At 44.7% G+C, this 26,867-nt stretch carries 24 protein-coding genes and 1 tRNA gene; 2 read left to right on the top strand and 23 right to left on the bottom strand.

Annotated features, from left to right (window positions below; all coding sequences use genetic code 11):
* Positions 1 to 159: 159 nt before the first annotated feature.
* Both C5Z26_RS10165 and C5Z26_RS10160 read right to left on the bottom strand, forming a co-directional pair.
* Positions 160 to 1,179, bottom strand: coding sequence for a DMT family transporter (locus tag C5Z26_RS10165; protein WP_234005677.1), 1,020 nt, complete (start codon positions 1,177 to 1,179; stop codon positions 160 to 162).
* Positions 1,180 to 1,258: 79 nt separating this feature from the next.
* Complete coding sequence (locus C5Z26_RS10160) at positions 1,259 to 2,212, bottom strand: AEC family transporter (RefSeq protein WP_105449838.1); 954 nt, start codon at positions 2,210 to 2,212, stop codon at positions 1,259 to 1,261.
* A gap of 274 nt (positions 2,213 to 2,486) precedes the next feature.
* Here C5Z26_RS10160 and C5Z26_RS10155 point away from each other — a divergent pair, with 274 nt between their 5' ends.
* A complete protein-coding gene (locus C5Z26_RS10155; RefSeq protein ID WP_105449837.1) occupies positions 2,487 to 3,635 on the top strand; it encodes an LCP family protein in 1,149 nt (382 codons plus the stop codon).
* A 66-nt stretch (positions 3,636 to 3,701) separates the two neighbouring features.
* Here C5Z26_RS10155 and accA read toward each other — a convergent pair whose 3' ends face one another.
* From accA to C5Z26_RS10085, 14 genes are all read right to left on the bottom strand, one after another.
* Positions 3,702 to 4,475 (bottom strand): carboxyltransferase subunit alpha, encoded by a 774-nt coding sequence (gene accA, locus C5Z26_RS10150; RefSeq protein WP_105449836.1) that lies wholly within the window; start codon positions 4,473 to 4,475, stop codon positions 3,702 to 3,704.
* Positions 4,468 to 5,274 (bottom strand): acetyl-CoA carboxylase carboxyltransferase subunit beta, encoded by an 807-nt coding sequence (locus tag C5Z26_RS10145; RefSeq protein WP_105449835.1) that lies wholly within the window; start codon positions 5,272 to 5,274, stop codon positions 4,468 to 4,470. Before C5Z26_RS10145 ends, accA begins: the two co-directional genes overlap by 8 nt.
* A complete protein-coding gene (locus C5Z26_RS10140; protein ID WP_105449834.1) occupies positions 5,271 to 6,584 on the bottom strand; it encodes an acetyl-CoA carboxylase biotin carboxylase subunit in 1,314 nt (437 codons plus the stop codon). Before C5Z26_RS10140 ends, C5Z26_RS10145 begins: the two co-directional genes overlap by 4 nt.
* A gap of 2 nt (positions 6,585 to 6,586) precedes the next feature.
* Positions 6,587 to 6,970 (bottom strand): acetyl-CoA carboxylase biotin carboxyl carrier protein, encoded by a 384-nt coding sequence (locus C5Z26_RS10135; protein ID WP_105449833.1) that lies wholly within the window; start codon positions 6,968 to 6,970, stop codon positions 6,587 to 6,589.
* A 13-nt stretch (positions 6,971 to 6,983) separates the two neighbouring features.
* The gene (locus C5Z26_RS10130) at positions 6,984 to 7,955 is read right to left on the bottom strand and encodes a beta-ketoacyl-ACP synthase III (RefSeq protein ID WP_105449832.1); all 972 of its coding nucleotides are present in this window, start codon (positions 7,953 to 7,955) and stop codon (positions 6,984 to 6,986) included.
* 170 nt (positions 7,956 to 8,125) lie between these two features.
* On the bottom strand, positions 8,126 to 8,647 hold the full coding sequence (locus C5Z26_RS10125; protein WP_105449831.1) for a PTS sugar transporter subunit IIB: 522 nt from the start codon (positions 8,645 to 8,647) through the stop codon (positions 8,126 to 8,128).
* Complete coding sequence (locus C5Z26_RS10120; protein WP_105449830.1) at positions 8,644 to 9,063, bottom strand: PTS sugar transporter subunit IIA; 420 nt, start codon at positions 9,061 to 9,063, stop codon at positions 8,644 to 8,646. The genes C5Z26_RS10125 and C5Z26_RS10120 overlap by 4 nt, the downstream gene beginning before the upstream one ends.
* A gap of 59 nt (positions 9,064 to 9,122) precedes the next feature.
* Positions 9,123 to 11,975, bottom strand: a complete 2,853-nt coding sequence (locus tag C5Z26_RS10115) for a sigma-54-dependent transcriptional regulator (protein ID WP_105449829.1) — start codon at positions 11,973 to 11,975, stop codon at positions 9,123 to 9,125.
* A gap of 203 nt (positions 11,976 to 12,178) precedes the next feature.
* On the bottom strand, positions 12,179 to 12,562 hold the full coding sequence (locus C5Z26_RS10110; RefSeq protein ID WP_105449828.1) for a DUF956 family protein: 384 nt from the start codon (positions 12,560 to 12,562) through the stop codon (positions 12,179 to 12,181).
* Between the two features lie 148 nt (positions 12,563 to 12,710).
* Positions 12,711 to 13,625, bottom strand: a complete 915-nt coding sequence (locus C5Z26_RS10105) for a PTS system mannose/fructose/sorbose family transporter subunit IID (RefSeq protein ID WP_105449827.1) — start codon at positions 13,623 to 13,625, stop codon at positions 12,711 to 12,713.
* An 18-nt stretch (positions 13,626 to 13,643) separates the two neighbouring features.
* Positions 13,644 to 14,450 carry a PTS mannose/fructose/sorbose transporter subunit IIC gene (locus tag C5Z26_RS10100; RefSeq protein ID WP_105449826.1) on the bottom strand — a complete coding sequence of 269 codons (807 nt, stop codon included), beginning with the start codon at positions 14,448 to 14,450 and terminating at the stop codon, positions 13,644 to 13,646.
* A gap of 32 nt (positions 14,451 to 14,482) precedes the next feature.
* Positions 14,483 to 15,457 (bottom strand): mannose/fructose/sorbose PTS transporter subunit IIA, encoded by a 975-nt coding sequence (locus tag C5Z26_RS10095; protein ID WP_105449825.1) that lies wholly within the window; start codon positions 15,455 to 15,457, stop codon positions 14,483 to 14,485.
* Positions 15,458 to 15,834: 377 nt separating this feature from the next.
* Positions 15,835 to 16,785: an aldo/keto reductase gene (locus tag C5Z26_RS10090; RefSeq protein ID WP_105449824.1), complete on the bottom strand. Its 951-nt coding sequence runs from the start codon at positions 16,783 to 16,785 to the stop codon at positions 15,835 to 15,837.
* Between the two features lie 353 nt (positions 16,786 to 17,138).
* On the bottom strand, positions 17,139 to 17,597 hold the full coding sequence (locus tag C5Z26_RS10085) for a hypothetical protein (protein WP_105449823.1): 459 nt from the start codon (positions 17,595 to 17,597) through the stop codon (positions 17,139 to 17,141).
* Between the two features lie 106 nt (positions 17,598 to 17,703).
* Between C5Z26_RS10085 and C5Z26_RS10080 the strand changes: the two genes are divergently transcribed.
* Positions 17,704 to 18,135 carry a MarR family winged helix-turn-helix transcriptional regulator gene (locus C5Z26_RS10080; protein ID WP_158682835.1) on the top strand — a complete coding sequence of 144 codons (432 nt, stop codon included), beginning with the start codon at positions 17,704 to 17,706 and terminating at the stop codon, positions 18,133 to 18,135.
* 329 nt (positions 18,136 to 18,464) lie between these two features.
* On the opposite strand, the gene C5Z26_RS10075 is transcribed toward C5Z26_RS10080, so the two are convergent.
* From C5Z26_RS10075 to C5Z26_RS10045, 7 genes are all read right to left on the bottom strand, one after another.
* Positions 18,465 to 18,549: transfer RNA gene (locus tag C5Z26_RS10075), tRNA-Leu, on the bottom strand.
* 54 nt (positions 18,550 to 18,603) lie between these two features.
* The gene (thrB, locus tag C5Z26_RS10070; RefSeq protein WP_105450174.1) at positions 18,604 to 19,479 is read right to left on the bottom strand and encodes a homoserine kinase; all 876 of its coding nucleotides are present in this window, start codon (positions 19,477 to 19,479) and stop codon (positions 18,604 to 18,606) included.
* A gap of 8 nt (positions 19,480 to 19,487) precedes the next feature.
* A complete protein-coding gene (locus C5Z26_RS10065; RefSeq protein WP_105449821.1) occupies positions 19,488 to 20,774 on the bottom strand; it encodes a homoserine dehydrogenase in 1,287 nt (428 codons plus the stop codon).
* 70 nt (positions 20,775 to 20,844) lie between these two features.
* Positions 20,845 to 21,291 (bottom strand): SprT family protein, encoded by a 447-nt coding sequence (locus C5Z26_RS10060; protein ID WP_105449820.1) that lies wholly within the window; start codon positions 21,289 to 21,291, stop codon positions 20,845 to 20,847.
* The gene (locus C5Z26_RS10055; protein ID WP_105449819.1) at positions 21,284 to 23,458 is read right to left on the bottom strand and encodes a Tex family protein; all 2,175 of its coding nucleotides are present in this window, start codon (positions 23,456 to 23,458) and stop codon (positions 21,284 to 21,286) included. The genes C5Z26_RS10060 and C5Z26_RS10055 overlap by 8 nt, the downstream gene beginning before the upstream one ends.
* 119 nt (positions 23,459 to 23,577) lie before the next feature.
* Complete coding sequence (locus C5Z26_RS10050; RefSeq protein WP_105449818.1) at positions 23,578 to 24,012, bottom strand: hypothetical protein; 435 nt, start codon at positions 24,010 to 24,012, stop codon at positions 23,578 to 23,580.
* A gap of 50 nt (positions 24,013 to 24,062) precedes the next feature.
* Positions 24,063 to 26,726: a cation-translocating P-type ATPase gene (locus C5Z26_RS10045; protein ID WP_105449817.1), complete on the bottom strand. Its 2,664-nt coding sequence runs from the start codon at positions 26,724 to 26,726 to the stop codon at positions 24,063 to 24,065.
* Between the last annotated feature and the right edge of the window lie 141 nt (positions 26,727 to 26,867).

Here is a 26,867-nt window from a genome sequence, read left to right as displayed (position 1 = left end):
CGCCACCTGTAACCTTCAATACTCTTATCATAATCGATTTTTAGGTTGAAGTGCAAGTCGCTCGCGGGGAGCAAAAGTCAGCTTGATCCACTTAACCAAAAAATTGGCAGTCATTCTCAAAAAAAGAATGACTGCCAATTTTAGGTTAATACCCGTAAATTAATCTTTTGAATTAGAGACCGCCGTCGTCTGTGAGCCTGACTTTTCAGCTTGATCTTCAGTAGTCCCATCATCAAGCATCGCACTATCCCGTTCCCGGAAGCGATTCCCAACAAAGGTGACCACCGAACCAATCAAGATAACAACAATCCCTACAATCGTGGTCGGCAAGATTTTTTCTTGTAAAATTAAGGCTGCTAAAATTGGGGCCAAGCCAGGTTTAATGAAGAACACTAGCGAAGCTGTTGAAACATCCGTTTGTTCCATGGCCAAGAAGTAAAAGGCAAAGCCGCCTCCGGTCACACAAACCCCAATAAAGAATAATAGCCAGAAATAAGTCATATTAACGTTGACCAAAATAGGAATCGCCGCAAATTGTCGTAACCCCACGGCCTTAAGTCCACCAGCAATCACTGGGATTTTAGTCAACCAAGCAATTATTAATAATTCAAAAGCGCCAGCAAAAAAGGTAAAACAGGTCATCGTCAGCCCATTCAAGCCGCGCTTAACGGAACCATACCGCGAAACAATACTGTACAACCCGAAAGTAATCGCTGACCCAATCGCTAATACCAAGCCGAGACCATTCGTTAAATGAGTGGGGTTAACAATAATTAGTAACCCAATCACCGAAATAACGACCGAAATCAAATTGGCTCGGCCTAACCGTTCATGCAAAATCAAGTATGAAAAGAGTAAGGCAAAGACCGGATTACAGCTAAAAAGGACGGCAACGGTTGACGCCTGATCGACCGTAATCGCCAATTGATATAACGACATACTAACGATCACACAGACAAACCCAGTCAAAGCGAATAAGCGCCAATCAGCGCCCACCAACTTACGACCAGCTTGCTTCAATGCAGTTAGGGCAAATGGCAATAAAATAACGGCCCCAATAAAAAAACGAATTAAATTTAGTTGAATCGGATTAAAGGCACTACCGGCCATCTTTAGGGCAATCTCCATCGAGCTAAACATCAACGTCGAAATTGCAATGTAAAGATATGCTTTCTTCACGAAACGTTCGCTTCCTTCTTAATAAAAATTTAATGGTTAACGTTACTCAGTATAGCACCCTTTTCATTTAGTTTTCAAATCAGCTAATTAGATTGGACTGCACCACAAACATCAAAATTGGAATCACAATTAAGCTCAATAACGTCGTTTCTGTCACCATTACCGCAGCATAATCCGCATCTGCCCCATAGAGCTTGGCGACCACTGGTGCGTTCGTCATGACTGGCATCGCCGATTGTAAAATGAAAACTTGTTTCATTTCTACTGGTAACGCCATCGGCATCAACATTAACGTCATTAAGACGGGGGCAAAAATAAACCGCCCCAATAGAATCCCGATGCTATCTCGATTTAAGCGCATGCTACTCAGCCCTGCATTAGCCATCGAAATTCCAATAAAGATCATTGATAATGGCACCGTCATCCCACCGATATATGTGAAGTCTTGCATCAAAAAGTCTGGTAACTGTAGTCGTAACAACACTAAGACGACCCCAATCATAAAGCCCAGCAAAGGTGGTGAAAAGATTTTTTGCACGGTCTGCTTCCAATCAAACTTGGTCGCCTGCACCCCATCACGTTGAATAAGATAGACACCCAACGTCCAAAAAATCGTCGTGTTCGCCATGTAATACACCAACACATACGGTAACGCACTATTGCCAAATAACGCTTCATTAATAGGTAAGCCAATAAAAACGGTATTCGAATTTAAAAACATCGACGAAAATAGCCCGCGATGCGACTTACGGATATTGAGGGCGCGCATGACCCCAAAGGATAGCCCAAACAAAATCGCCATATTTAGAATTGGAAACCGCAATCCCGGTAAGGTCGCTAATAATTTATGCGCCGTAAAATCTTTCGTGATGGTGGCAATCATGTACGCAGGTAACGCAATTTGCGTCACTAACCGCGCCACTAGTTTCGTGGAGTCATCATTAAACCAGCCCCAAGTTGCCAACAGATAACCCACCGCAATCATGACAATGATAATCACAACGCCTTGAATACTATGTAAAAAAATCTGCATGCCCCTAACCCTCCTAGTAAAATAAAAATTCAATGAGAATTATTTCAGTATACCACTGTTTTTAGCCTACTTGAAGTTGGTTTATAGCCGAAAACGTTTGACTATAGTCATAATTTTACTTATAGTATTCTATAATTGTGTTCCGGTTGATTAGGTTCACTAGCCTGACCAATGATTGTTAAAATCTTCTTAAATCAACCATCTTTTGGAACAATAACTTAATAAACAGCATAAAATAGAGCTAGTGAAAATACGAAATTAATGAGGAACTTATATGTCAGAAAATAATCAAGATCCACTGGGCCCCCGTCAACGGCGACGGCGGCAACAAAATTCGCATATCAAGGCTCGTAAACATCATCCTTGGTTAGTGGTCGTGTTAATTGTATTAATCTTCATTGTTGCTGGCGCAGCGGCTTGGGGGTATAAAACCTGGAATGCTGCTAAAAATACCATGGATACGACTTATCAATCAACTGGCACGACTAAATCACGGAACGTTGCGGCCGTTTTAAAACAAGGTAAACCGTTCTCAATCCTATTATTGGGAACCGATACTGGTGCTTTGGGGCGTGGTTCTAATTTTTCGACTCGAACCGACACGATGATTGTCGCCACGATTAATCCCAAAAAGAAAACCATGACCTTAACCAGTATTCCACGGGACACCTTAGTGACAATTAATGGTCAGTCGCAAAAGATCAATGCGGCTTACACGATTGGCGGTGCCAGTGGGGCCGTTAAGTCCGTTCAAAAGTTGCTAAAATTCCCAATTGATTTTTACGTCTTGATTAACATGGGCGGCTTAAAACAGATTATCACGGCCATGGGCGGTGTGACCGTTACGCCAACTATGACCTTCAAGTATGGCAATGCCAACGTTAAAAAGGGCGTTAAAATCAAGCTGAACGGTGCCGCAGCCTTGGACTACTCACGGATGCGTTATGATGATCCTTTAGGTGACTATGGGCGTCAAAAACGGCAACGGCAAATTATTATGGCGATGGTCAGTCAATCAAATTCGTTGGGCTCCTTAACTAACATTGAAAAAATCACGAAGCATCTTGCTAAAAATATGCGTACTGATTTAACTTGGAATGATATGGTTGCCCTCGATACGAAGTACAAGAACGCCACCCATCATGCGAAGACTTACACCCTACAAGGAACGGATTCAACCATTGATGGTCTTTCCTATCAAGTTGCTTCAGCGACTGCACGGTATAAAGCTTCTAAGCGGATTCGGACGCAATTGCAGTTAACAACTAGTGACTTAACGGTCAGTGACTTCGAAACCACAGCCACGACTGGTAGTAGCACCAGTTCAACAACGACAACTACTGACAGTACGACGACGACCAATGAGACTCAAGACACGCAAACGACCAACAGTTACACTCCTGCAACGACCGGTCAGTATTAACCGTAACATCTAATAAGAGCTGCTCACCCCCTGAATCATGCGGGTAAAGCAGCTCTTTTTGTGCGCCTAATCTAAGGCCCATTGTGCAATAAATTGTTGAAATTTGGCTTCGCGCTGCGTGACGATTGTCGTGGCGGGTAATGGCCGTAACGTGACTAACGTAGTCGTAATCGCTACTACAATCGCCGCTACTAAGTCAGGTTGTCCATGCGGAATCACTTGATCCACCAAGCCCCGGCGTTTAAGCTCGGGCGCAGTCATTGGCAACAAGTCAATCGCAGTACTTACCGTCTGTTGGCCATGTAAGATTGCCATCACCGCTTCCGGCGACGCCACATTGAATAGACTGTCATCTAACATTAGTATGCGGTTGGCATTCGCAAAGCCTAATGCCCCGCCACTATGGCCTTCACCTAAGAATACCACCAGATTGGGGACCGTTAACTGCCCCATCGCAGCAATCAAATCTGCAATCGCTTGGCTTTGTCCATAACGTTCTGATTGGGGACTCGCATCCGCACCGGGCATGTTAATCAGGCTCACGACTGGCAACTTAAACTTTTCAGCATGTTGAACCACTCGTAAAGCTGTTCGATAGCCAGACACAGTTAAGGCGCCACCATTTTTTTGACGTCGACTGGCTAAGTCTGACCCCCGATCAACCCCCAAAACGGCCAATCCTTGCTGCGTTGCAGTCCGGCCAAAACCAGCCGTTAAAGCGGCATCGGTACCAAGGACACGATCTCCACGCTGGGCCGTAAATATGGGTAACAACGCTTTAATTACCGTAGGCGCACTAATGCGATCCGCTGCCCGTAATCGTTGTAACCGATCATCCACGTTGATCCCCTCCTTGGCACGCATAACTTGCTAACACGTCGATTAATTTTGCTCGTAAGGCTGGTCGTAAGACGACGTCATCTAACATACCGTGTGCTTCTAAGCTTGTTGCGGACTGAAAATCAGACGGTAACGTGATTGGCATTGTCTGTTGAATCACTCGGGCACCGGCAAACCCAATCTTAGCGTCAGCCTCCGCTAACACGACGTCACCTTTAAATCCAAAGCTCGCTGAGACACCGCCCATCGTCGGATCAGTCAAAACTGTAATCAAGGGTAGTGTCGCTTGTGCCAGCCGTGCTAACTCTGCCAAGATTAAATTCATCCCGACTAACGCATATAGCCCCTCTTGCATCCGAGCCCCACCGGAAGCCGTCACAATAATCACGGGCAGTTGTCGTTGACGTGCAACTTGTAGCGCTGTAATTAACCGTTGCGTCACAACCGTATTTAACGTTCCCATCATAAAATGACTGTCCATGACAGCTAACAGACTGGGCCAATGGTCAAAAGTTGCTGTGCCAGTAATTACGGCTTCAGTCAGGCCAGTCATTTGCCGGGCATGGGCTAATTTTTGATCATAATTCGGAAATGCCAACTGATTATGTGCTTGTTCTGGCATTGTTAATGGTTCAAAACTTCCGGGATCTACCAACTGATCAATCCGTTCGGTTGCTGTTAATCGCTGCCAATGTTGACAATAAGGACACTGCTGCCAGCGCCCCCACTGACTTGCATGCACATGCCGGCCACAAGCCGGACAAGCAGTCCAAATCCCTTTTTTTGGATAATGGCTCATTGTTCGGCCTCCCATTGCGCTAGACTATGAATTGAAAACTGATCTTGTTGGTAAGCCGATCGGGCTACCGTTTGCTGTAAAAAGGCGAGATTGGTTGCCGGACCGACTAATCGGACTGCTGCCAATGCGGTTTGTAACCGGGCCACTGCAGCCGCCCGCGTTGGTCCCGTTACCATTAACTTAGCAATCAAACCGTCATACATAGTGACCAAGTGATCACCCGCTCGATACCCCGTATCAACCCGGGCATAAGTCGGCCAGTCAAACTGTGAAATCACCGTCTGTTCTACTGGCAGGACTGCCGTTAAACGCGCTTCAATTGCCACTTTTTTTGTGGTTGTCACTGGTAAATGTAAGGACACCCCCGCCGCTTGTTTGAGCTGTGCTTGGACAATATCAATGCCCGTCGTTAATTCAGTCACGCCATGTTCGACTTGTAGCCGAGTATTCATTTCCATGAAATAAAATTGTCCCGCTGCAAATAAATATTCGATGGTCCCTAAGCTTTGATAATGCGATTGCGCCAATAATTGCCGCGATAACTGATATAACGTTTGTCGTTGCGCTGCGGTTAAACAACTAGCTGGACTTTCTTCTAACACTTTTTGTTTATGTAACTGTAAACTACAATCTCGATCACCTAACACCAAAAGCTGATCACCAGTCCCCAGCACTTGGACCTCAATGTGCCGTGCGGTTGGCAGATAATGCTCTAAATACATCGCATCATTCAAGAAAGCGGCGGCGGCTTCTTGGCGTGCCACGCGCAGTTGCTGATGTAAGTCAGCCATCGTTTGCAGTACCCGAATACCCTTGCCACCACCACCATGGCTCGCTTTTAAGACTAGCGGAAAACCAATCGTTAACGCCGCTTGCTTAATTTTGGGCCAAGTTAGCCCTTGAATGGACTGCCCAGCTAGGACGGGAACCTGTTGCTTTTGGGCATACGTTTTTGCTAATGACTTGTCGCCCATTAGCCGAATCTGAGCAGCACTGGGGCCAACCCAAGTAATCCCACATTCTTGACACATGGCGGCAAAGTCAGCATTTTCTGCTAAGAACCCATACCCAGGATGAATCGCATCGGCGTGTGTATTGATGGCCGCCATCAAGATGGCCTCTGCATTCAAATACGACCCGGTAGCCGCCGCTGGTCCAATACAGACAACTTCATCCGCTAATTGGGTATACCAAGCCTGACGGTCCACTGTTGAGCACACCGCCACGGTCTGAATATTAAGTTGTCGACAGGCCTTGATAAGCCGCACGGCGATTTCACCGCGATTAGCAATTAGCAGCTTGCGAAACATACTTACCGATCCTTTCGCATCTTAAATAGCGGTTGTTCAAATTCTACTGAGGCTTCATCTGCAATCAAAATGGCCGTTAAGGTTCCAGCCGCAGGACTCGTCAACGGATTAAAAAGCTTCATACTTTCGATTTGACCTAGTTCTTGCCCCGCTGTAATCGTCTGGCCCACTGCTAAATCCGTGGCTAAATGGACCACCCCAACCATCGGACTGGTGATCGTTGTCGCCGCCACATTGGTCGGTGCTGAGACTGGAACTTTGGTAGCAACTGCCTCAGGAGCCGGCTTAGTGACTTCAATCTCTAAATCGCCCGCCTTAACGCGGATATGCTGATAGCCCTGCTGTGCATATTTTTCGACTAATCGATCTAAATCTTTTAATGCCATGTGGGTCATCCTCCTATTTTTTGATTAAAATTGAGCCATATGCGAGGCCGCCCCCAAAAGCAGTCAATAAGACGGGGCCAGTCATCGTGGCATAGACGTCGGCTAAAGCCATCGCAACTCCCGCTGAAGACGTATTGCCAAACTTTTCAACATTATGTGGAAATTTGGTCATGGGTAAAGCTAATTTAGCCGCAATTTGTTCGATGATGCGCAGATTAGCTTGATGACAAATCACATACTGTAAGTCAGTTGGAGCAACCTGGGCCGTCTCCAATAAAGCTTGCATTTGTTGTGGGACAACCGTGGTCGCAAATTGGAAAACCTCGCGGCCAGCTTGATAGAACGCATCCGTTTGGGGATAATTACTAGCAGCAATAGTGGTGATGGGCTTTACCCGACCAGAATGAATCACAGTCGCATTGCCTTGCGTCTGTAGCTTTTCCGCCAAGATACTATTTTCAGCTGGATCAGTGGTCGCTTGTAAGAGCACCCCACCAGCACCATCACCAAAGAATACTGCCGCAGTCCGATCCTTAAAATCCATCATCTTCGAATTAACTTCAGCACTGATGACCATCACATTTTGGTATTGACCACTACGAATAAATTTATCTGCCGTCGCAACCCCAAAGGTAAAACCAGCACAGGCGGCACTCATGTCAAAGGCAAACGCGTGCGCCGCACCAATATTGGCCTGCACCAAACAAGCTGTTGCCGGGGTCAATGCATCCGGTGTAATCGTCGTGACGATAATTAAATCAATCGCACTGGCTGCCAAATGTTGTTGATCAAGTAATTGTTGGGCTACTTGCGTTGCTAATGTAGACGTATTTTCATCAGCCATCGCAAAATGTCGTGTTTGAATCCCGGTATGCGATTGAATCCAATCGTCATTAGTTGCCATAATTTGTGCTAATTCATCATTATCAACCACGCGTTTAGGGACGTACTGCCCTGCCGCGGTAATTTTCGTATATATTGTCATCTGCTGACCCCCAACTTATTTCGATTAAAGCTTCTGGCTATAATTTTATCAATAAAAGCCCCGCGGTCAAAGGTTGTCCCTTAATTTTAGTCAAATCCTAAGACAACTGTCATCAAATTTAACCATGCCACCGGTAAAAAAAGAGCTTGGTTTCCCAAACTCACTAAATCTTATTCCAGATTCGGACTAGTTTCAAAACCATTTTTTGCCAATAATGGTATCAAATCAACTTTTTTATCTGTGGGCACTTTCTGAGCAAAAATTGCAACGCCAGCCGCCTTTAATTGATATAAGGCAGCGGCTTCAGCATGCCCAACCGCAATCGCATTTGTCACCATCACCATGCCAGCAGAATAGGCTAAGCTGCCAATATCGACGCCCACGTGACTCACATCCAAGCCCCCCGCAACTAACCGCGCCATATTTTGTGGCGTGTCGGTCAAAATTAACGGTTTAACTGTATCGAATAAGGTATTTTGATAAATCTCAATCATCTTATCGACCGTAATCACATTGGCCTTAACCCCTGGTGGCGCAGCCTGCACAATTAGCATCTTGCGTAGGTTATCTTGCGCCACCACATCTGACACGACTAAGATTCGATTAGGCGCAACACTTTTGGTCCAAACGGTCGCCACTTGTCCATGTAATAACCGACTATCAATTCGGGCCAGTCGAATATCCATGGTCATGACTGCTCAGCTTCGCCGTCATCTTGGAGCAACGTTAAATGTTTAATGCCAATCTTGCCGGTCTCTTCTAAATGAGCAATGACTGCATCTAGCGGCTTATCCCGTACTGTATAGCCTTCAATTAACATCGGTAAATTCAACCCAGTGACAAGTCCCATGCGGTCAGTGTGTTCGGCCACAATTTGGCTCGCCGCATTGAAAGGTGAGCCCCCCCACAAATCAACTAAGAACAACACTTGGTCCGTCGCATCGAATGTGGCAATCGCCGCATCTAGTTTTTTAGCTAAGTCTTCTGGACCTTCATCCAACTGAAAAGTGACGGTTTGAACTTTTTCTTGTTGGCCGAAAATCATATATGATGATTTCACGACCCCTTCGGCAAATTCACCGTGACTGACAACAACAAATGCTAGCATCTAAACAGCCTCCTTTTGATTAACTTCTCTTATTAAGATACATGCAAAAAACATGCCACTTAGTGTATCAACTCGGCTTGATGATTTTCTAACAGTTGCACGATATAATAATTTTCTGCGGCTGAAAAAGTCAATTGGAGTTGATCTGTTAACTGTTGATCCGCTTGTTGCACAACTGGATACCATTTTGAAGCAGTAATCCTTGGTAATTCCTCTGCTGGTGCCGTGATTGCGTCTTTAATGGCTGTTCGTTCTAGTGCCCCAGCTAAATGCATGATCAAATCAATGCGAAAAGCATTGGTCATTGGCACCACTAAATTTTGATTAATCAGCTCACTGTAAGCCCATAAAATAGGCGTTAACTTATGCGGATTCAAAAAAGTAAAGTAATCACCCAAATACTGTTCACATAAGGCTGGCGTTAAGGCCCGTGCATCGGTTAATTTTGTTTGCGGCGCATCAAGGCCGGTCGTTAACTGGTCGATAAACTTCTCGCCCCCACCTTGTAATAATTCTTCCAACGAAATAAACGGCACATCTAAGTCTGGCTTGGTAATCCCAGTCGCCGCAATAATTTGATACGTCTGACTAATTTGAGTGAGCCGTGCTTGCATATTGACCACTGAGATGGGGAATACCGTAATTCCCTCAACAAAATTTTGGGCCAATAGACTATCTAAAATGGTCTTAATCCGTTCAGCAGTACCCACTCCGGTCGCACAAATCGCAATGATCGCCCGTTGATCACTCGTTGTAACCGGTGCGTCAACGGTTGGTGTAACTGGTGCGACTGGTAAGTTCCGTGAAATTCGTGAATAACCTTTAAACCCAACCAATTCGTGATAAATCGTATCTAAATTGCTGTCAATCAGACTCGCCTTCCGCACAGCTTCTAAAACAACCGGCGTCGTCACCATATCAATCGTCCGGATTTCAATGTCGGTATCCGCCTGGATGCGCTTGCCAAAAGTTGCCAGTGACCCCATATCAACCAACATGAGGACGCCATTACCGGCATCCAGTCCTTGTACTTGGGTCCTAACATGTTCATAGGCAACGCTTGGGTCCATATCTAGCGGCATATCAAAGGCACCGACATCATAATCATCTAACAGTTGACCAACGACTTGCGCCATTGAGGACGCCGTACTCATCCCATGCGCAGCCACCAAAACGCCGACCTTACCGTTTAGTTGCATGGATTTTAGCGAAATAAGTAAAATAGCTAAGTAATACACTTCTGATTGGGGAATCGGCAAATGATAATGATCATCCAAACTTTGTTTCAGCACTTGCGCAGCTTTGATTTCGGCTGGATATTCTTTGACCATTGCCAACATCTCTTGACTCATCTGCCGCATCGGCTTACCCGCTTGAATCCGTTTGATGAATGAACTAATATGCAAACTCACCGCATAAATAAAATTATCTTTAAAATTATAGCCTAACATTTCTTGAATCGTCGTTTGCGCCATTTTGGTAAAATCAATCACATCTTGATCGACAATTTCGGCTAACTTATTTTCAGGGGCAATATTCATCTGGGTTTGTTTATAAAATGATTTTAAATGTAAATTAATATCAGTCGTAATAAACCGATTAATATGTTCCTTATCGAGGCCTTCACGCCGTAGCAATGAGGCTTTATCGCCAATGATTTCATATAAATTATAAGGTAATTCATAATTATCATTCTTATTGCGAATGGGCATTGGACCATCGTTTGGTTTAACAATCAAATAGGGATCCAGCAATTCTGAAATTGCGCCGAGTTCATGCCGATTAGATGCGACCGTCATTAAGCCATTCCGAATATTTTGTGGCAGGTCATCCATCGTAATTTCAATTTCAGTATCGTTTTCAATACTATTAACAAAACCTTGGGCACACACCAGCTGAATATTGGATTTCAATTGACCAACATTCCCAAAAGTAACTGATCCTAGTAACGCCTGCACCACATCCTCCGTTAACCGAATCTGTTTATTAATGCGGTTAGCTTCCAGTGATAATAAGGCTTTTAATAAATCAAGCCGTTCCGCCGCTGAACGATGATTAAATGCTGGCAACTGAATCGTAATTGGAATCCGCCGCACAAAGGTCTGCAGTAGGGCACTCTCGGGGTCTTCCGTTGTCGCACAGACGAGGCGCACGTTGGCATGATGATCTTTTGCCGTTTCCCCCAGACGTGAATACGTCCCATGATCCATAAAGTAAAAGATCATTTCTTGCCCTTCTGGAGGTAACCGATGGACTTCATCCAAGAAGAGCATGCCGCCATCCGCCTCTTGAATTAAGCCATCCTTGTCTTCATTTGCTCCTGTAAAGGCGCCCTTGACATAACCAAACAAATGCGACATTAATAATTCTGGATTATGCGCATAATCGGCACAGTTAAACGTAATCAACCCTTGCGGATTCGTCAGCACGTGTTGCGTTTCAGCAAACTGATACATCACATTGGCAAAATACGTTTTCCCGGACCCGGTTGGCCCAATCACTAGTGTATTCAGCCCCCGTGGTGGATATAAAATGGCCGCTTTAGCCTGTTCAACTTGATTCTCCAAGCTGGCATGCGCACCAATCATGCTAGCAAAAACATCGGCTGGTCGAACCGCCTTGGTCGTCGGCGCTGCCGGTGGTCGCACTTGCGTCGCTGTCGCCGTCGTCCCAACTGGCGGTGCTGGCGTAGTCACAGTTGAAGCCGCAGTTGTCGCAGTTACCGCACTTACTGCATAGCGTACCGGCCGCCCGGACAACTTATATAGGTCGCCTTCACGTACTAATGTATTCAATTCTTTGCTGACATTCGACCGCGCTAGTGCCAACGCATTAGCTACCATTTCAGTCGTCACGCCATCAGTATCCCCATACTCACAAACATACTCATAAATTCGTGCTTTTCTGGTCAACTGGGCCACTCCTTCTTTATTGAATACCCGTTACAATCTCAAGTGTATTGACACACTCAGTTAGTCCTTATCTTAACACACAGTGTATCAACACACTATTTATATTTCCGTGACTAACCACTCGTCGCCTTAGCAACCAAAAAAGACGCTTGGGATTCTCCCCAAACGCCTGCACTAGCACCACCTGATTACTGATAGTTCGCTTACTTCAAATACTTATTACGATTTCTACCGGTAATAACCCGTTTCATAACATCGAAAAATGACAACGAACGCACGATATGGTCTGGTTCAACATGTTTACGAACCGCTCGCAAGACCTTCCGCGGCGTTTTCGAAGAAAACGTATAAGTCCCGTTCTTCTTAGTTCGAAAACCATAACGTGGAATCCAGCGGCCCTTAAACATGACCGACACAATCACCCGATCGACCTCATCCCAAGGAATCTGAATATAATTTTTGGCATTACGATTATCATAAAATTCAAAACCATGATCACCAATCATAATTTTTCCATAATCGGTCAAGCCTAAATGCGAATTACCGTCAACAACCATATCAACCTTTGTATTAAGCGATTGAACCATTTGAGTGTCTCCATTTCTTTCTCTTGATTACACCGATTATACGGCGTTGGCGCTTTTTTCGCAAAGTGCCGGTTAATAAAAAGGGATGAACTCGCAAGAGTCCATCCCAACAATTTAAATCAATAATTTAAATTGTCTCAATTCATCTTTACATTACACCAAGAACATGCATGATAACACCAAAGGCGAAGAGGCCGAAGATGATAATGATTGGAGAAACTTTCTTCTTCAATAACCACATGCAGAGGAAGGTAATCAAAAGCGCAGCTAAACCTGGAATCAATTGATTCAAGTTATCTTGCAAGGTCGTAACCTTGTATTTGTCCAATGACATCCCAGAAGCTTGTTGAGTCAAGGCTTCTTTGACACCCTTGGCACCAGCTGGCAATTTGTTCCAGTCGATGTAAGCACCACTAGCTTGTTTGATTGTTGAAACTTTAACTGGACTGAAGTCAACTGTGACCCACCGTTCAATTAAGGCTGGCAAGATGAACATCCCTAAGATTGAAGCACCCTTAGTAATATCTTGTAAAATACCACCAGATAAATCATCAGTAATCGCAGAACCGGCTTTGTAACCAAGTTCTTGTGTATACCACATGAAGGCCATCCGAATAATATTCCAAACAACGAAGTACAAGATAGGACCCATCACGCTACCACCAATTGCTAAGGAAGCAGCTAAGGCACCAATGATTGGCTTAGCCGTGAACCAGAAAACTGGGTCACCAACACCGGCCAATGGTCCCATCATCCCAACTTTAACCCCTTGAATCGTAACGTCATCAATGGGAGCCCCATTAGAACGTTCTTCTTCAAGTGCCATGGTAACACCAATAATTGGTGAAGCCACGTAAGGATGAGTATTAAAGAATTCCATATGACGCTTTAAAGCAGCGGCACGGTCTTCTTTAGTCGTATATAATTTTTTCAAAGCTGGGATTAATGAATAAGCCCAACCACCGTTTTGCATCCGTTCATAGTTCCAAGAACCTTGGAGGAACGTCGAACGCCACCAAACATGAATACGATCACTTTTGCTTAATTTAATTTGATCAGCCATTTTAGTTTTCCTCCTTCGCTAATACTTATCGATAATGTCGCCAACAGGGTCACCAGTACCGGATCCGCCACCATTACCAGAACCACCCATTTTAGAAAGGTTCAAGTAGATAAGGGCCATCGCAACACCAATACCACCTAAGGCAATCAACGTCAATTCAGAAATTGCAGCTAGGATGAAACCTAAAACGAAGAATGGCCATACTTCACGAGTAGCCATCATGTTAATAACCATGGCATACCCAACGGCAACAACCATCCCACCACCGATTGACAAACCATCAGTCAACCAAGCAGGCATTGCGTTCAACATTGATTTAACAGGACCAGCACCAACAGCAAGAATTAATGCAGCTGGAATAGCGATCCGTAACCCTTGCATCGCAATGGCAATCATTTGCCACATGTCAATTTTAGCAAAGCTACCTTCTTCAGCAGCACGGTCCATAACATGTACAATCAAAGTTGCTAAAGTACGTGCAAGAATAGTAAGTAATAAACCGGCAACGGCTAAAGGAACAGCAATCGCAATCGCTGATGAAACTCCGGCACGGCCTTGACCACCAAGTACCAAAATAATTGCAGATGCGATCGAAGCTAATGCTGCATCAGGCGCAACAGCGGCACCAACGTTTGACCAACCCAAGGCGATCATTTGAAGACTACCACCTAAAATAATACATGGGACTAATTGTCCGGTAACTAAGCCGATTAATGCGCAGGCAACAACTGGTTGATGGAAATGGAATTCATCTAGAATACCTTCCATACCAGCTAAAAATGCGACTAACACGACTAAAATCATTTGAATCGCGTTCAAATTCATGTTTTAATCCTCCATTTTTCTCCGATAGTTAACTAACTATTTGCTTGTTCTTTCAATAGTTTTTCAGCTTTATCCATGATACGATCCAAGTTATCTTGGCCATCAGTTGGAACCTTACGAACATCCATCTTGATGCCCATCTTTTCCAATTCATGGTAAGTATCGATATCGTCTTGGTTAAAAGCTAAAACCTTATTAGGTTGAACTTTACCAACTGAATGTGCCATGGAACCAATGTTTAAGGTATCCAACGGTACGCCACCCTTGATTGCTTTCAAAGCATCTTGAGGTGTTTCAAATAATAGTAAGGCTTTTTGACCACCGAAGTGTTTGTCATCTTTAGCCAACTTAATCATTTGATCAATTGGAACCACGTGAGCTTTAACCCCATTTGGCGCTGCTTGGATAATCATTTGAGTCCGCAAGTTGTCTTTGGCAACGTTATCAGAAACAACGATAATCCGTGTTGGGTTAACTGTTTTACTCCAGGCCGTTGCAACTTGACCATGTAGTAATCGTGAATCAATCCGAGCAAGCACGTAATCGAACTTACCAGGACGACCACCGGCATTAGCTACTGGTGCTGCCGCCTTAGTTTCCTTAGGTGCCAATGCTTCTGGTCGAACCTTAACCCCATCCTTTGCAGTCTCAATGATATGAGTTGCAATTTCATGAGCTGAGTCCATTGAAAGCCGTGATGCATAGGCTTCAATTAACATTGGCAAGTTCAAACCAGCAACAATCGCCCATTTGTCCTTATGTTCTTCAAACAAGCCATTGACTTGATTGAAAGGTGTGCCACCCCAAAGATCGACTAAGAATAAGACTTGATCTTGATCATCGAAAGAAGCAATTGCTTTTTCCAACTTAGCCTTAATATCATCAGGGCCCTCGCTAGGCATCAACGTAACGGGTTGAACGTTTTCTTGTTCGCCGAAAATCATTGAACCAGATTGATAAATGCCTTTGGCAAATTCGCCATGACTAGCAATGATAATGCTTACCATCTTTGTACCTCCTATTTTTTGTTACAGTCATAGGAAAATGAATAAATAATATCTAAATAGCCTGTAACTTCATTTATTGTGATACTGTAAGCGCAATCTTTTTTGCACTCACTAATATATATGCAACTTCCGTGCCAAAATACACTAGTTAGTAAAACGTGCTATCACAGGCTTTAATTTGATACACAAAAAGTGATACAGTCTTCTGTATCACTTTTTGTGTATCAAAACGACATATTTTTAATGCTTTTTTAGCTGTTTTATGTGATTTTTAGGATTTAATTTAGTTTTCCTTAATAAGTGCTCATTGCTGAAGCCGCTAAACTTGCAAAAAAGACGCAACCCAAGTTCGGTTACGTCGCTTGACTAAGTGACCCTTAAATCATTGGGGCTTCCCAAGCCCCTTTAGTATCAACATTGGTTGTTTGAGCCAAGTTTTCTAAATGCATCATATCGGTTGCCGTCAAATTAACGGTGACTGCCTTTTCTTCACTGGCAATGTACTTGGCTTTAGTGACACCAATAATCGGCATTGTACCTTTGGCAATGGCATAGGCCGTCGCCACATCAGCTGCCGTCGCGCCTTGCTTTTCGCCAATCTCATTTAAAGCCATTACCAACTGCGTCAATTGTGGTAAGACCGCATTATAAGTCTTTGCCCGTAAACTACCAGCTGGCAGCGGATGCTCAACATTATATTGTCCAGTCAGCACGCCTTGTTCTAAGACCATATAAGCGTAGAACGTCATCTGATGTTTACGACAATAATCAATAATCCCAGCAGTTTCCGATGATCGGTATAACAAACTAAAATGGTTTTGAACCGCCGAGATTGGAATACCAGCCGCACCAAGAATTTCACTGGCTCGCTTAATTTGGGCTAAGTTATGATTGGAAACACCAACCTGCCTAATTTGACCACTTTTGACTAATGGTATTAATTCTGGTGTCCACTTCTCAACGTCGGCAGGATTATGAATCCAATACAAATCAATATGATCCGTATGTAACCGTTTGAGACTGCCCGCTAACATCTTCGCCATCTCATGGTCACCAGTTCCGGCCAGTTGTGGCGTGAATTTAGTTGACAAAAGATAATCGCTTCGTGAATAAGGCTTCAGTAACTCCCCCAACAAAGTTTCGGACGCACCAGCGCCATAGGCATAGGCGGTGTCCCAGAGATTAAATCCAGCTGCCATCGCTTGATCGACAACCGGCTTCAAATCAGTCGCGGTTAGATAGTCACCGAACACTTGACTACCCCCATTAACTCCAACACCCCACGCCCAAGTCCCCAACGCAATTGCTGGTTGCTTTTTGACTATCATTAATTTACGGCTCCTTTACAATTTGCTTGTTTCAACAGCAGCATTCAGCTGCTACCCAATCACTAGTCATTAGTGATTCTCCTTTAGGGTAACATTATCATCTGACATTGCGTATCCTGACCAATTTGTTCGTTAACTATCAACAACACCTATTATAGTAGTAACAATTTAGACTAAACTACTACGCCATTGCATCAAAATAGTCTCCCGCGACCAAGTCGGCATTAGCGCTAGTTAGTCAGATGAGTTACCTTATTAATGCTTTCAAATCAGCTAAAAAGCCCAATATTGCGGGAACTGTCTCGCAATACTGAGCTTTTTAAGTAAATTAAGCTTAACTGAATTTGGCACCCTCAAGCCGGCATAATCTGAAATACCAGCCGCGTTGCTAGCGGCATAATAAAGAGATCACGGATAAAGTAGGCCATGGTCAGCGTGCCAAAGAATCCCAGAATAAACTGCGCCACGGTCATGTGGAACAAGGTCCCATTCATCAGTAATGCCAACGTACTCATGGTAAAGCACATGCTTAAAAGCATTGTCCAACTACGAATTGTCGCTGCTTTCAGACGAATCACCGCTGAATCAGTCAGCCGTCTAGTTCGCCATTTAATCAACAAATTACTTAAATTGCTGACCACTAACAAGTTAAAGACAAATGCGAAGGCAATTGTCGGGCCAATTGACAGCCCAAATAGCCGCCACATTTCGCCATTAATTCCCATACTCTTCGCCATTCCTAGCCAACTCATACTACCGGCCATCCCGGTACATAAAAATAAGGTAAAAAGCAATCGTTGTTTTAAAGTCATTTGATTTCCTCCATATAGTTGCTAAAGCAACTAATATAGAATAACCGAATTTAGTTTATTTGTCAACTATATGCTATACTATATTGAGATAAAGGAGGTCATTACCTTGGACATTATCAAACTCGGAAAATTCATTGGCGCAATCCACCGTCGCTTTCAGACAGCCACAAATCATGAACTAACGCTCCCTGGAATCAACGCTAGCAATGCCAATTTTCTCCTCTTCATTAGTGAACATGAGCGTATTACCGCCAAACAAATCACAAGTGAACTAGCCATTAATAAAGGCTTGGTCAGTCGAGAAATGACCCATCTTGAGCGGGACGGCTATATCGCTAGAGTCCCCAACCATAGCGATCACCGCGCCACCTGGGTCAGCATTACTCCCAAAGGACTAGCTGCCTGTGAAACCATCCGGCAAATCAAACAGTCGCTCTGGGACGAAGTACTCGCAGATATGCCCGCTGCCGACGTCGAAAATTTTTTCAACCAATTAGCGTCCATAAGCGAACGAACAAAGAAATTTGATTCTAGGTAATGAATCGTTTTTTTAGAAGGGCGAATTTACAATTGAAGCGCAACACATAATCGAACAAAAAAAGCCCATAGCGGGTACAATTACTTAACAACCAAGAAAAGCAAAGGGTACTCGCCATGAACTATCACTATTTTACTATGTCTGAACGAGAAAGTATCATAGAACTGTCTGCACAGGTCTACGATATGAGTAAAATACTGGCTCAATAATCAAAATCTGGTATCGTTTCTGGTATCGCTTTTGTTCCGTTTTATTCACTATCATGACTAATAAAAAAGCCGGCATATCAACGATTTCTCGTATCAATACCGGCTATTCTGTATATAAAGTGCGGCCAAGAAGATTCGAACTTCCACCGGGTTAACCCCGACAAGATCCTTAATCTTGCGCGTCTGCCAATTCCGCCATGGCCGCATCACACTCACAAAAACCATTTTACCAAAATGTCGTGAGTCTGACAAGCTAAATTTAAGATTTATTGATTTTAACCCCGGTTGCATCAATAGGTAACAAGTAATACTGTCCAGTTAACGCCACGTTTTGTTGTAACTGTTGTTGCAACCTTACCAAGTCGGCGCGCTGGCCCAGGGTCACAATCGTTGGACCAGCCCCACTCAGGTATGTGCCAACCAGCCCTAACGCATGGGCCGTTTGCCGGACAATGGCTAATGCTGGCACTAACTGTGCTCGGTACTGTTCATGGAATTTATCTGCTTCTAATAATTGTAATGCTAATGACCAATTTTTCGTGGCTAAAGCGGCAACCAAAGTATTCGCAACGCTACTCCCCGTAATTGCTTGTGTATATGCTAAGTCCGAGGGTAGCGCAGCCCGACTTGCCACTGTCAACAAGGGTTCATTAGGCACATACACACTGGCAAACCAAGTTGGTGTTGGCAATTGTACCGCTTGAACTCGCTGCTGCACTGCAGTTGCCACCACCAAGCCACCAAGAATTGCCGGCGCTACATTATCCGGATGCCCTTCTAACTGCGTCGCCAGCTGTAATAGATCAGTTGTAGCGACTGGCTCAGGCATTAAGGCGTTAGCTAAAGCCAAGCCAGCCACAATCGCTGTCGAGCTACTTCCCAACCCGCGGGCTAAAGGTATCGCCGATTGAACTTCCAGGTGTTGTGGCGGTAAATCTGGTGCTAAAGTTAGCGCCGTTTTAACGATTAAATTCGTCGCATCCGTTGGGACAGCAGCTCCAAATGGATGACTAACCTGCCACGTTGTACTCGGCCCCACAACGGTTAACGTTAACTGTAAATCCAAAGCCAAGCCAATCGAATCAAATCCTGGACCAAGATTGGCGGAAGTCGCTGGTACTGAAATTGTTAACATCATTTCACCTACTCATTTTTCAAAACTTTGTAACGGGCTAACAATTGCATGTTGGCTTGTTCGCCGATTGCCGTGGTAATAGCTGCTAATTGTTGATCATTCATAGCATGCGTAATAATCACCACCCGCGCATTGCCATCCCCTAATTGATTTTGAATGATCTGACTAAAGGAAACTTGGGCGCGGGTCATAATTTCAGTCAACCGCATCATCATCCCAGGTAAATCACGCATTTTTAGCGCAATAAAGTGTGGGTAAACAACGTCAACTGGGGCCGCTAAATTCGTCTCTTGCCGATAAGAATTAAACGTATTCCCAGTCGTATTCAAGGCAATATTTTTAGTAACCGTCGTAATATCGCTCAAAACACTGTTAGCCGTCGGTAATTCGCCGGCACCAGGACCATAAAACATCGTATCTCCCACGGCCATCCCAGTCACCATAACGGCATTATTTTCATTTTGCACCGTCGCTAATGGATGTTGATCTGAGACCAGTACGGGTCCGACCGATACCGCAATCCGATCATCCAACTCTTCAGCAATCCCTAATAACTTGATGGTATAGCCTAGTTGATGTGCTTCAGCAATATCCTCCGGACTGATTTTAGTAATGCCCTGCACTTTAACTTGGGACAACGATAAACTCATTCCAAAAGCAAATTGTGTCAAAATAATCATTTTATATGCCGCATCCAAGCCTTCAACGTCATTCGTTGGATCTTTTTCAGCAAATCCCAACGTCTGTGCACTCGCTAAGGCTTGTTGATATGACCAGTTTTTAGTTAACATTTGCGTCATGATGTAATTGGTCGTCCCATTAACAATCCCCATCACGCGCTGAATCTTATCCGCTGCAAAGCTATTATCAATCGTCCGTAAAATCGGAATTCCACCGGCAACACTCGCTTCATAGAAAAGGTCACGATGATTTTCACGTGCAATTTGGACCAATTCACGTCCGTACTGCGCAATCAAATCCTTATTAGCAGTAACCACATGTTTGCCTGCTTGTAGTGCCCGGGTGATATATTCTTTGGCTGGGTGGATTGATCCCATGACCTCAACCATAATTTGAATCTCGGGATCATCAATCAAGGTCTCAATCTGATCGGTCAAGCGGACGGCACCAAGTTCAGCCTGTTGATGATTATTCAAGTTATGCACGACAACACAAGCTAATTCGAGCTTACGACCAGTAATTTCTGAAATCTTCGCTTGATGCGCTTGTAACATTTTGACCACGCCAGTCCCAACCGTTCCTAGACCGACAATCCCAATTTTGATTGTTTCCATCGCTAACGCCTCCAAAATTCCTAATAGTTAAGCCCATTCTATCGAACCACTCACTGATAAGCAACGCTTTTCACACTAACTTAATCGGTCCCTGACAACGACCACAAGCATAGCGGTTCAGATTCAGTCGCCGTTTCCGGTGATAGACTTGTCCACAACGTTGGCACCGATACGTATATCGATACGCCAAGGTCGTCGTTTGCTTGGGCTTAGGGGCATACCGTGATCCATGCACTTGGGCTAATAGTTGTTTAAAACTTTGGTCGCGATGTTGATAGCCTTGCTGTGTCAGATGCAAATGATAATGACACAGCTCATGTTTAATCACACCAATCAATGTTGCTTCATCAAAATCCGTTAACATTTTTGGATTAATATCAATGTTATGACTGGCCAATTGATAACGACCACCGGTGGATCGTAACCGTGCATTAAAAAAAGCGCGATGGCGAAAAGCCCGGTGAAACTCATGGACTGAAATCTGTTCAACTAACTGTTGGAGTTGCGAGTCAGTCATGCTCAACCTCAGTAGGCGCAATCATTGTCAACGCAATCCGTTGACGTTGTTCATCCACTTCGTCGACCCAGACCGTCACAATATCGCCCACAGCAACAACTCGCCGGGGGTCTTTCAAAAACTTAGTCGTCAACTTAGAAATATGCACCAAGCCATCTTGCTTAACACCAATATCAACAAACGCCCCGAAATCAACCACATTACGGACGGTCCCCTGTAATTGCATCCCAGGTTTTAAATCACTCATTTTTAAGACATCTTGCCGCAATAAGGGCGCTGGCATGGTCTCACGCACATCACGGCCTGGTTTTTGCAAGCTACGACTAATATCTTGCAAGGTTAACGTCCCGACCGCAGTAGTCGTCGCAACTTGCGTCAAATCGACCTGCGTTAATTGTTGAGCCTTCGCCGTCCCGACATCTTGAGTCGCTAAGCCAGCCGCCTGTAGCAGGGCCTTCGCCGCTGGATAACTTTCTGGATGAATATCGGTATTATCAAAAATGGTCTTACCTGCAATAATGCGTAAGAACCCCACCGCCTGTTCATAAGCTTTTGGTCCTAAGCGCGGCACTTTTTTCAATTGTGGTCGACTCCTGAACTCCCCGTTTTCATCCCGATAAGCGACAATGTTTTGTGCAATTGTCTTGGATAATCCGGAAATATGGGTCAATAATTCGGCACTGGCTGTATTCAAATTAACGCCAACCTGGTTAACCGCCGTTTCAATCACAACATCTAACTGGGCCGACAGCGCTTTTTGCGGCACATCATGTTGATACTGACCAACCCCCACGGATTTCGGATCAATCTTAATGAGTTCTGCCAAGGGGTCTTGTAACCGGCGACCAATACTAATGGCACTGCGTTGCTCAACGTGTAAGTCTGGAAATTCGGCCCGCGCATTATCACTAGCTGAATAGACTGAGGCCCCCGCTTCATTAACAATCACGTAATACACTGGCCGCTGCAAGGTTTTCAAAATCGTTGCCACAAATTCTTCCGATTCGCGTGAAGCTGTCCCGTTACCAATCGCAATCATTTCAACCTGATACTTTTCAATGAAGGCCGTAAATTCAGCGGCGGCCGCAGTGCGTTTCGCCATTGGCGCTGGTTTATGCGGATAAATGACGAGCTTATCCAAAAATTTACCATTCGCATCCATCACAGCTAGCTTACAGCCTGTCCGATAAGCGGGATCAAAACCTAATACGACCCGGCCCTTTAACGGCGCTTGCATGAGTAAATGGTAGAGATTATCACCAAACACATCGATAGCTTGCTGATCAGCCGTCGCCGTCAATTCATGTCGCAATTCACGCTCAATGGCGGGCGCAATAAACCGTTTATAGGCATCTTGATACGCCGCTTCAATTAAGGCCACAGCTGGACCTTGATGTTGGCCGATAAAACGAAAATGGCAATACCGCTCAATGGCAGTCGGTGCGACTTGTAAATTGACCCGTAACACTTTTTCATGCTCGCCCCGATTAATCGCTAAGACCCGATACGAGACGAGTTGTTTCACAGGACTCGTAAAGTCATAATATTGTTGATAAACGCCCTGTTCATCTAAGGCTTTCCCTTTGGGCTTCACCTGGACCACCAAGTCACCATGATTGCGGGTCTCATTGCGAATCCAATTGCGTAAGTTAGCATTATCGCCGAAAGCTTCAGCTAAAATTTCGTGAGCCCCAGCTAAAGCGGCTGTCGCATCGGGGACGGCCGCCGTCACATACTGTTGTGCTTGTTGGTCAATGTCGCCTTGGGGAAACTTCAACAACCAAGCGGCTAGTGGTTCTAGACCCGCTTCTTTGGCAATTGTCGCTTTAGTCCGCCGTTTCTGCTTATAGGGTAAATATAAATCTTCAACCGTTTGTAGTTTATCAGCTGTCGTAATTGCGGCTTTCAGCGCCGGTGTTAACTGTTGTTGTTCAGAAATCAGCTTGATCACATCCGCCTTACGACTTTCTAAACTAGCCAACCGATCATAATTTTCCTTAATTGCCCGAATTTCGACTTCATCCAAATCACCAGTACGTTCTTTACGATAGCGGGCAATAAATGGCACGGTATTGCCTTCAGTCATTAAACTCAGCACCGCTTTAATTTGTTGCGGCTTAAAATCAGTTAGCGTTTTTTCGACCAACTTTAAAATTTCATTATCCATATTTTCACCCAATCTTTAACTGACTATTCTGTTATATTATACGCGCTTAACCCGTGATTTTCGTTAAATAAAAAGAGGAACCCGGCCATGCTGGCCAGATCCTCTTCATTTGATGCGTGTTACATCACCATCGTCATAATCCGTTGAACATCGTTAGAAACATGCGTCATCGCAGCTTCTTGATCCTTTTCAGCTTGGTTAAACGCAGCCACATCGACAGTTTGATCGGCAATTTTCAAGCTCGCAGTCATCGCGGCACACGCTGTCGTATAAGCGTCATATGCAGCCAACAGGTTACGATGCTTCCCAATCAAGCGTGCAGGAACAGCCGCTTGCTTTAATTGTTGTAGATTTTTTTGGTATTGTTCAGTGCCATCCGTGAATTCCATCTGAATATCATTAAATTCAGCGGGAACCATTTTAGCAATCGCATCCGTATCCACTGCCTGACGGATTTTTTCAAAACCGGGATTCATTTGTTCACCCATTTTTTCGGTATTTTCAATAACTTTCGATAAAACTGGCATGTAGGTCGCCATCGTTGCTTTTTTCATGAGTTATGACTCTTTTCTTAGTTTAAGTTACCTTTTATTCTAACAGTTCCTTAACCATTATGCTTGCGTAACCACCAACGTTGACCGAACTTAACAATTTCAACAACAATAACCATTGAAATTGATGCGGCGGCGACAATTCCCCATTGGTAGCCATCTAAATGACTGACATGGAACAAGCCATTTAAGCCTGGCACCATAATGGTCATGGCAAGTAAAGCAAACGCAATCAGAATCGCCCAGTTAAAGAACTTATTCCGGAACAGACCGACTGTGAAAAGTGACTCGTGAATCGACTTAGAGTTAAATGCATGGAATAACTGAATCAACCCTAAGGTGGCAAAAGCCATGGTTAACGCATCGGCATGTGCCAAGCTCGCACTGGCATGCACGGGATACGTAATCGCCAGCCAATAAACGAATAGGGTAATCCCACCTTCCAGTAATCCTTGATAGATAATACTGGAGAACACGCCCCCGGAGAAGAAGTTCGAATTACGTCCCCGTGGTTTGTGCTGCATAATGTTCTTTTCAGTCGGTTCAACACCCAACGCAATTGCTGGCAAGGTATCAGTCACCAAGTTAATCCACAAAATATGCACCGGCGCTAAGATTTGCCAGCCAAGCATCGTCATCATAAACAAGGTCAAGACTTCACCTAAGTTTGCTGATAACAAGTATTGAATCGCTTTTTGAATATTGGCAAAGACTTTTCGTCCCTCTTCAACAGCCACCACAATCGTTGCAAAGTTGTCATCCGCCAAGACCATATCACTGGCCCCTTTAGAGACTTCTGTACCAGTAATTCCCATTCCAATACCGATGTCGGCAGCTTTCAAGGCGGGCGCATCATTGACCCCATCACCAGTCATGGCAACGACTTTACCACGTTTTTGCCACGCATTAACAATGCGGACCTTATGTTCCGGCGCCACCCGTGCATACACCGCGTAATCGGCGACTTTTTTACTGAATTCAGCGTCACTCAATGCATCTAATTCTGCCCCGGTAATCACGGCAGCATCATCACCCGCTTCTATAATCCCCAAACGGACTGCAATTGCTTCGGCGGTATCACGATGATCACCCGTAATCATTAATGGGCGAATCCCGGCTGACTTGGCTTCAGCCACCGCTTGTTCAACTTCTGGCCGTTCTGGATCAATCATGCCGACCATACCAGCAAAAATCAACTCATTTTCTAAAGTCATAGAATCAACCGTTGCCGGAATTTCGTCAATAATCTTATAGGCAAATGCTAAGACACGCAATGCTTGTGTCGCTAACTGATGGTTAGTCGCTAAAATTTGATCACGCATAGTTGCCGTCAAGGGACTGACTTGTTCATTGTTTTCAATCGCCGTAACCCGTTTTAATAATTCATCTGGCGCCCCTTTAACGGCCACTAAGAATTGACCATTCGGTAATGGGTGCACCGTTGACATCAATTTACGTTCAGAATCAAAGGGCACTTCATTCACCCGTGGCCGGTCTTTTAAGAGTTGATCAACCGGATAATCCTGATCTAACTGATACTGTACTAATGCCGTTTCGGTCGGATCACCGGCTAACCCATCAGCCATAATTTTTGTATCATTACTTAAAATCATCACTTGTGCCAAATGACTGGCTGGCGCTAAATGAGTCGTCCGGGCGTCAACTAATGCTTGGTTAACAACTAACTTTTCAACCGTCATTTTATTCTGAGTTAACGTCCCAGTCTTATCTGACGCAATAATATCGGTACTGCCAAGCGTCTCAACGGCGGGAAGTTTACGAACTAACGCATGGCGTTTCGCCATCCGTTGGGTGCCCAGCGCTAAGGTAATGGTCACAATGGCTGGTAAGCCTTCGGGAATCGCTGCAACGGCTAGCGAGATGGCCGTTAGCAGCATATTGATCAGACTTTCGCTGCCCCGCAACATGCCGACACCAAACACAACAGCGGCAATAATTAAAATCAAAATGGTTAATGATTTTCCTAATTGCGTTAAATTGTCTTGCAATGGTGTGGTCGTCTCGTCAGCCGCTTCAATCATCCCGGCAATCCGACCAACCTCGGTCTGCATCCCAGTCGCAACTACGATCCCGGTGCTGCGACCATACGTCACGTTACTGTTCATATAGGCCATATTGACCCGGTCGCCAATAGCTAAGTCCGCCGCGGTCAACGTCACTGCTTGCTTCTCAACCGGGACTGATTCTCCAGTCAAAGCGGCTTCTTCAACTTTTAGCGAGGCACTGGTCAATAACCGTAAATCTGCTGGTACAATGTCACCAGCTTCTAATGACACAATATCACCGGGAACTAGTTCATCGCTTTTGACCGTTGTTAAGGCTTGATCGCGCAAGACAGTTGCATCCGGGGCCGCCATCTCTTTTAACGCATTAATCGCTTCTTCAGCTTTGGATTCTTGGAACACGCCAAAGACGGCATTCAATACGACCACTAATAAAATGATGATAGCGTCCACGCCTTCACCCGTAAAGGCTGCAATTAATGCGGCCACCAGTAAGACAATAATCATAAAATCTTTAAACTGGGCAATGAATTTTTGCAATAATGACGTTGTTTTTTGTTGATTCAACGCATTATGGCCGTATTTTTCCAGGCGGGCGTCCACCTCGACTTGGCTCAGACCTTGGTCGTTGGTTTGCAAATGCTGATAAATCGTTGCTAACGACTGCTGATAAATCGGTGTTGCTTTTGACATAAAATCTCCTCCTCGCATCTGAGCCTCATCTTCTTGGTATAGAAAATGAGACTCATGTATGCACGCAAAATGTGACATACATAAGTCTCACTATTTAAGACAACACCGGATTGGCTTCTTGTTGACGACGTTGCCGCAGAT

It is taken from the genome of Lactobacillus sp. CBA3606, from assembly GCF_002970935.1.
In the GTDB taxonomy this organism is placed as follows: domain Bacteria; phylum Bacillota; class Bacilli; order Lactobacillales; family Lactobacillaceae; genus Lactiplantibacillus.
The sequence above is the reverse complement of the archived record's forward strand: the minus strand, read 5'-3'. Positions and strand labels throughout refer to the sequence as shown.

Bases quoted from the DNA above. Each gene is read 5' to 3' on its own strand.
- C5Z26_RS10160 (WP_105449838.1), bottom strand. From the start codon at position 2,212: ATGCAGATTTTTTTACATAGTATTCAAGGCGTTGTGATTATCATTGTC.
- C5Z26_RS10155 (WP_105449837.1), top strand. From the start codon at position 2,487: ATGTCAGAAAATAATCAAGATCCACTGGGCCCCCGTCAACGGCGACGG.
- C5Z26_RS10145 (WP_105449835.1), bottom strand. From the start codon at position 5,274: ATGAGCCATTATCCAAAAAAAGGGATTTGGACTGCTTGTCCGGCTTGT.
- C5Z26_RS10140 (WP_105449834.1), bottom strand. From the start codon at position 6,584: ATGTTTCGCAAGCTGCTAATTGCTAATCGCGGTGAAATCGCCGTGCGG.
- C5Z26_RS10135 (WP_105449833.1), bottom strand. From the start codon at position 6,970: ATGGCATTAAAAGATTTAGATCGATTAGTCGAAAAATATGCACAGCAG.
- C5Z26_RS10130 (WP_105449832.1), bottom strand. From the start codon at position 7,955: ATGACAATATATACGAAAATTACCGCGGCAGGGCAGTACGTCCCTAAA.
- C5Z26_RS10125 (WP_105449831.1), bottom strand. From the start codon at position 8,647: ATGACCATGGATATTCGACTGGCCCGAATTGATAGTCGGTTATTACAT.
- C5Z26_RS10120 (WP_105449830.1), bottom strand. From the start codon at position 9,063: ATGCTAGCATTTGTTGTTGTCAGTCACGGTGAATTTGCCGAAGGGGTC.
- C5Z26_RS10110 (WP_105449828.1), bottom strand. From the start codon at position 12,562: ATGGTTCAATCGCTTAATACAAAGGTTGATATGGTTGTTGACGGTAAT.
- C5Z26_RS10105 (WP_105449827.1), bottom strand. From the start codon at position 13,625: ATGGCTGATCAAATTAAATTAAGCAAAAGTGATCGTATTCATGTTTGG.
- C5Z26_RS10100 (WP_105449826.1), bottom strand. From the start codon at position 14,450: ATGAATTTGAACGCGATTCAAATGATTTTAGTCGTGTTAGTCGCATTT.
- C5Z26_RS10095 (WP_105449825.1), bottom strand. From the start codon at position 15,457: ATGGTAAGCATTATCATTGCTAGTCATGGCGAATTTGCCAAAGGCATT.
- C5Z26_RS10090 (WP_105449824.1), bottom strand. From the start codon at position 16,785: ATGATAGTCAAAAAGCAACCAGCAATTGCGTTGGGGACTTGGGCGTGG.
- C5Z26_RS10085 (WP_105449823.1), bottom strand. From the start codon at position 17,597: ATGACTTTAAAACAACGATTGCTTTTTACCTTATTTTTATGTACCGGG.
- thrB (WP_105450174.1), bottom strand. From the start codon at position 19,479: ATGTTAACAATTTCAGTACCAGCGACTTCCGCCAATCTTGGTCCAGGA.
- C5Z26_RS10065 (WP_105449821.1), bottom strand. From the start codon at position 20,774: ATGGAAACAATCAAAATTGGGATTGTCGGTCTAGGAACGGTTGGGACT.
- C5Z26_RS10060 (WP_105449820.1), bottom strand. From the start codon at position 21,291: ATGACTGACTCGCAACTCCAACAGTTAGTTGAACAGATTTCAGTCCAT.
- C5Z26_RS10055 (WP_105449819.1), bottom strand. From the start codon at position 23,458: ATGGATAATGAAATTTTAAAGTTGGTCGAAAAAACGCTAACTGATTTT.
- C5Z26_RS10050 (WP_105449818.1), bottom strand. From the start codon at position 24,012: ATGAAAAAAGCAACGATGGCGACCTACATGCCAGTTTTATCGAAAGTT.
- C5Z26_RS10045 (WP_105449817.1), bottom strand. From the start codon at position 26,726: ATGTCAAAAGCAACACCGATTTATCAGCAGTCGTTAGCAACGATTTAT.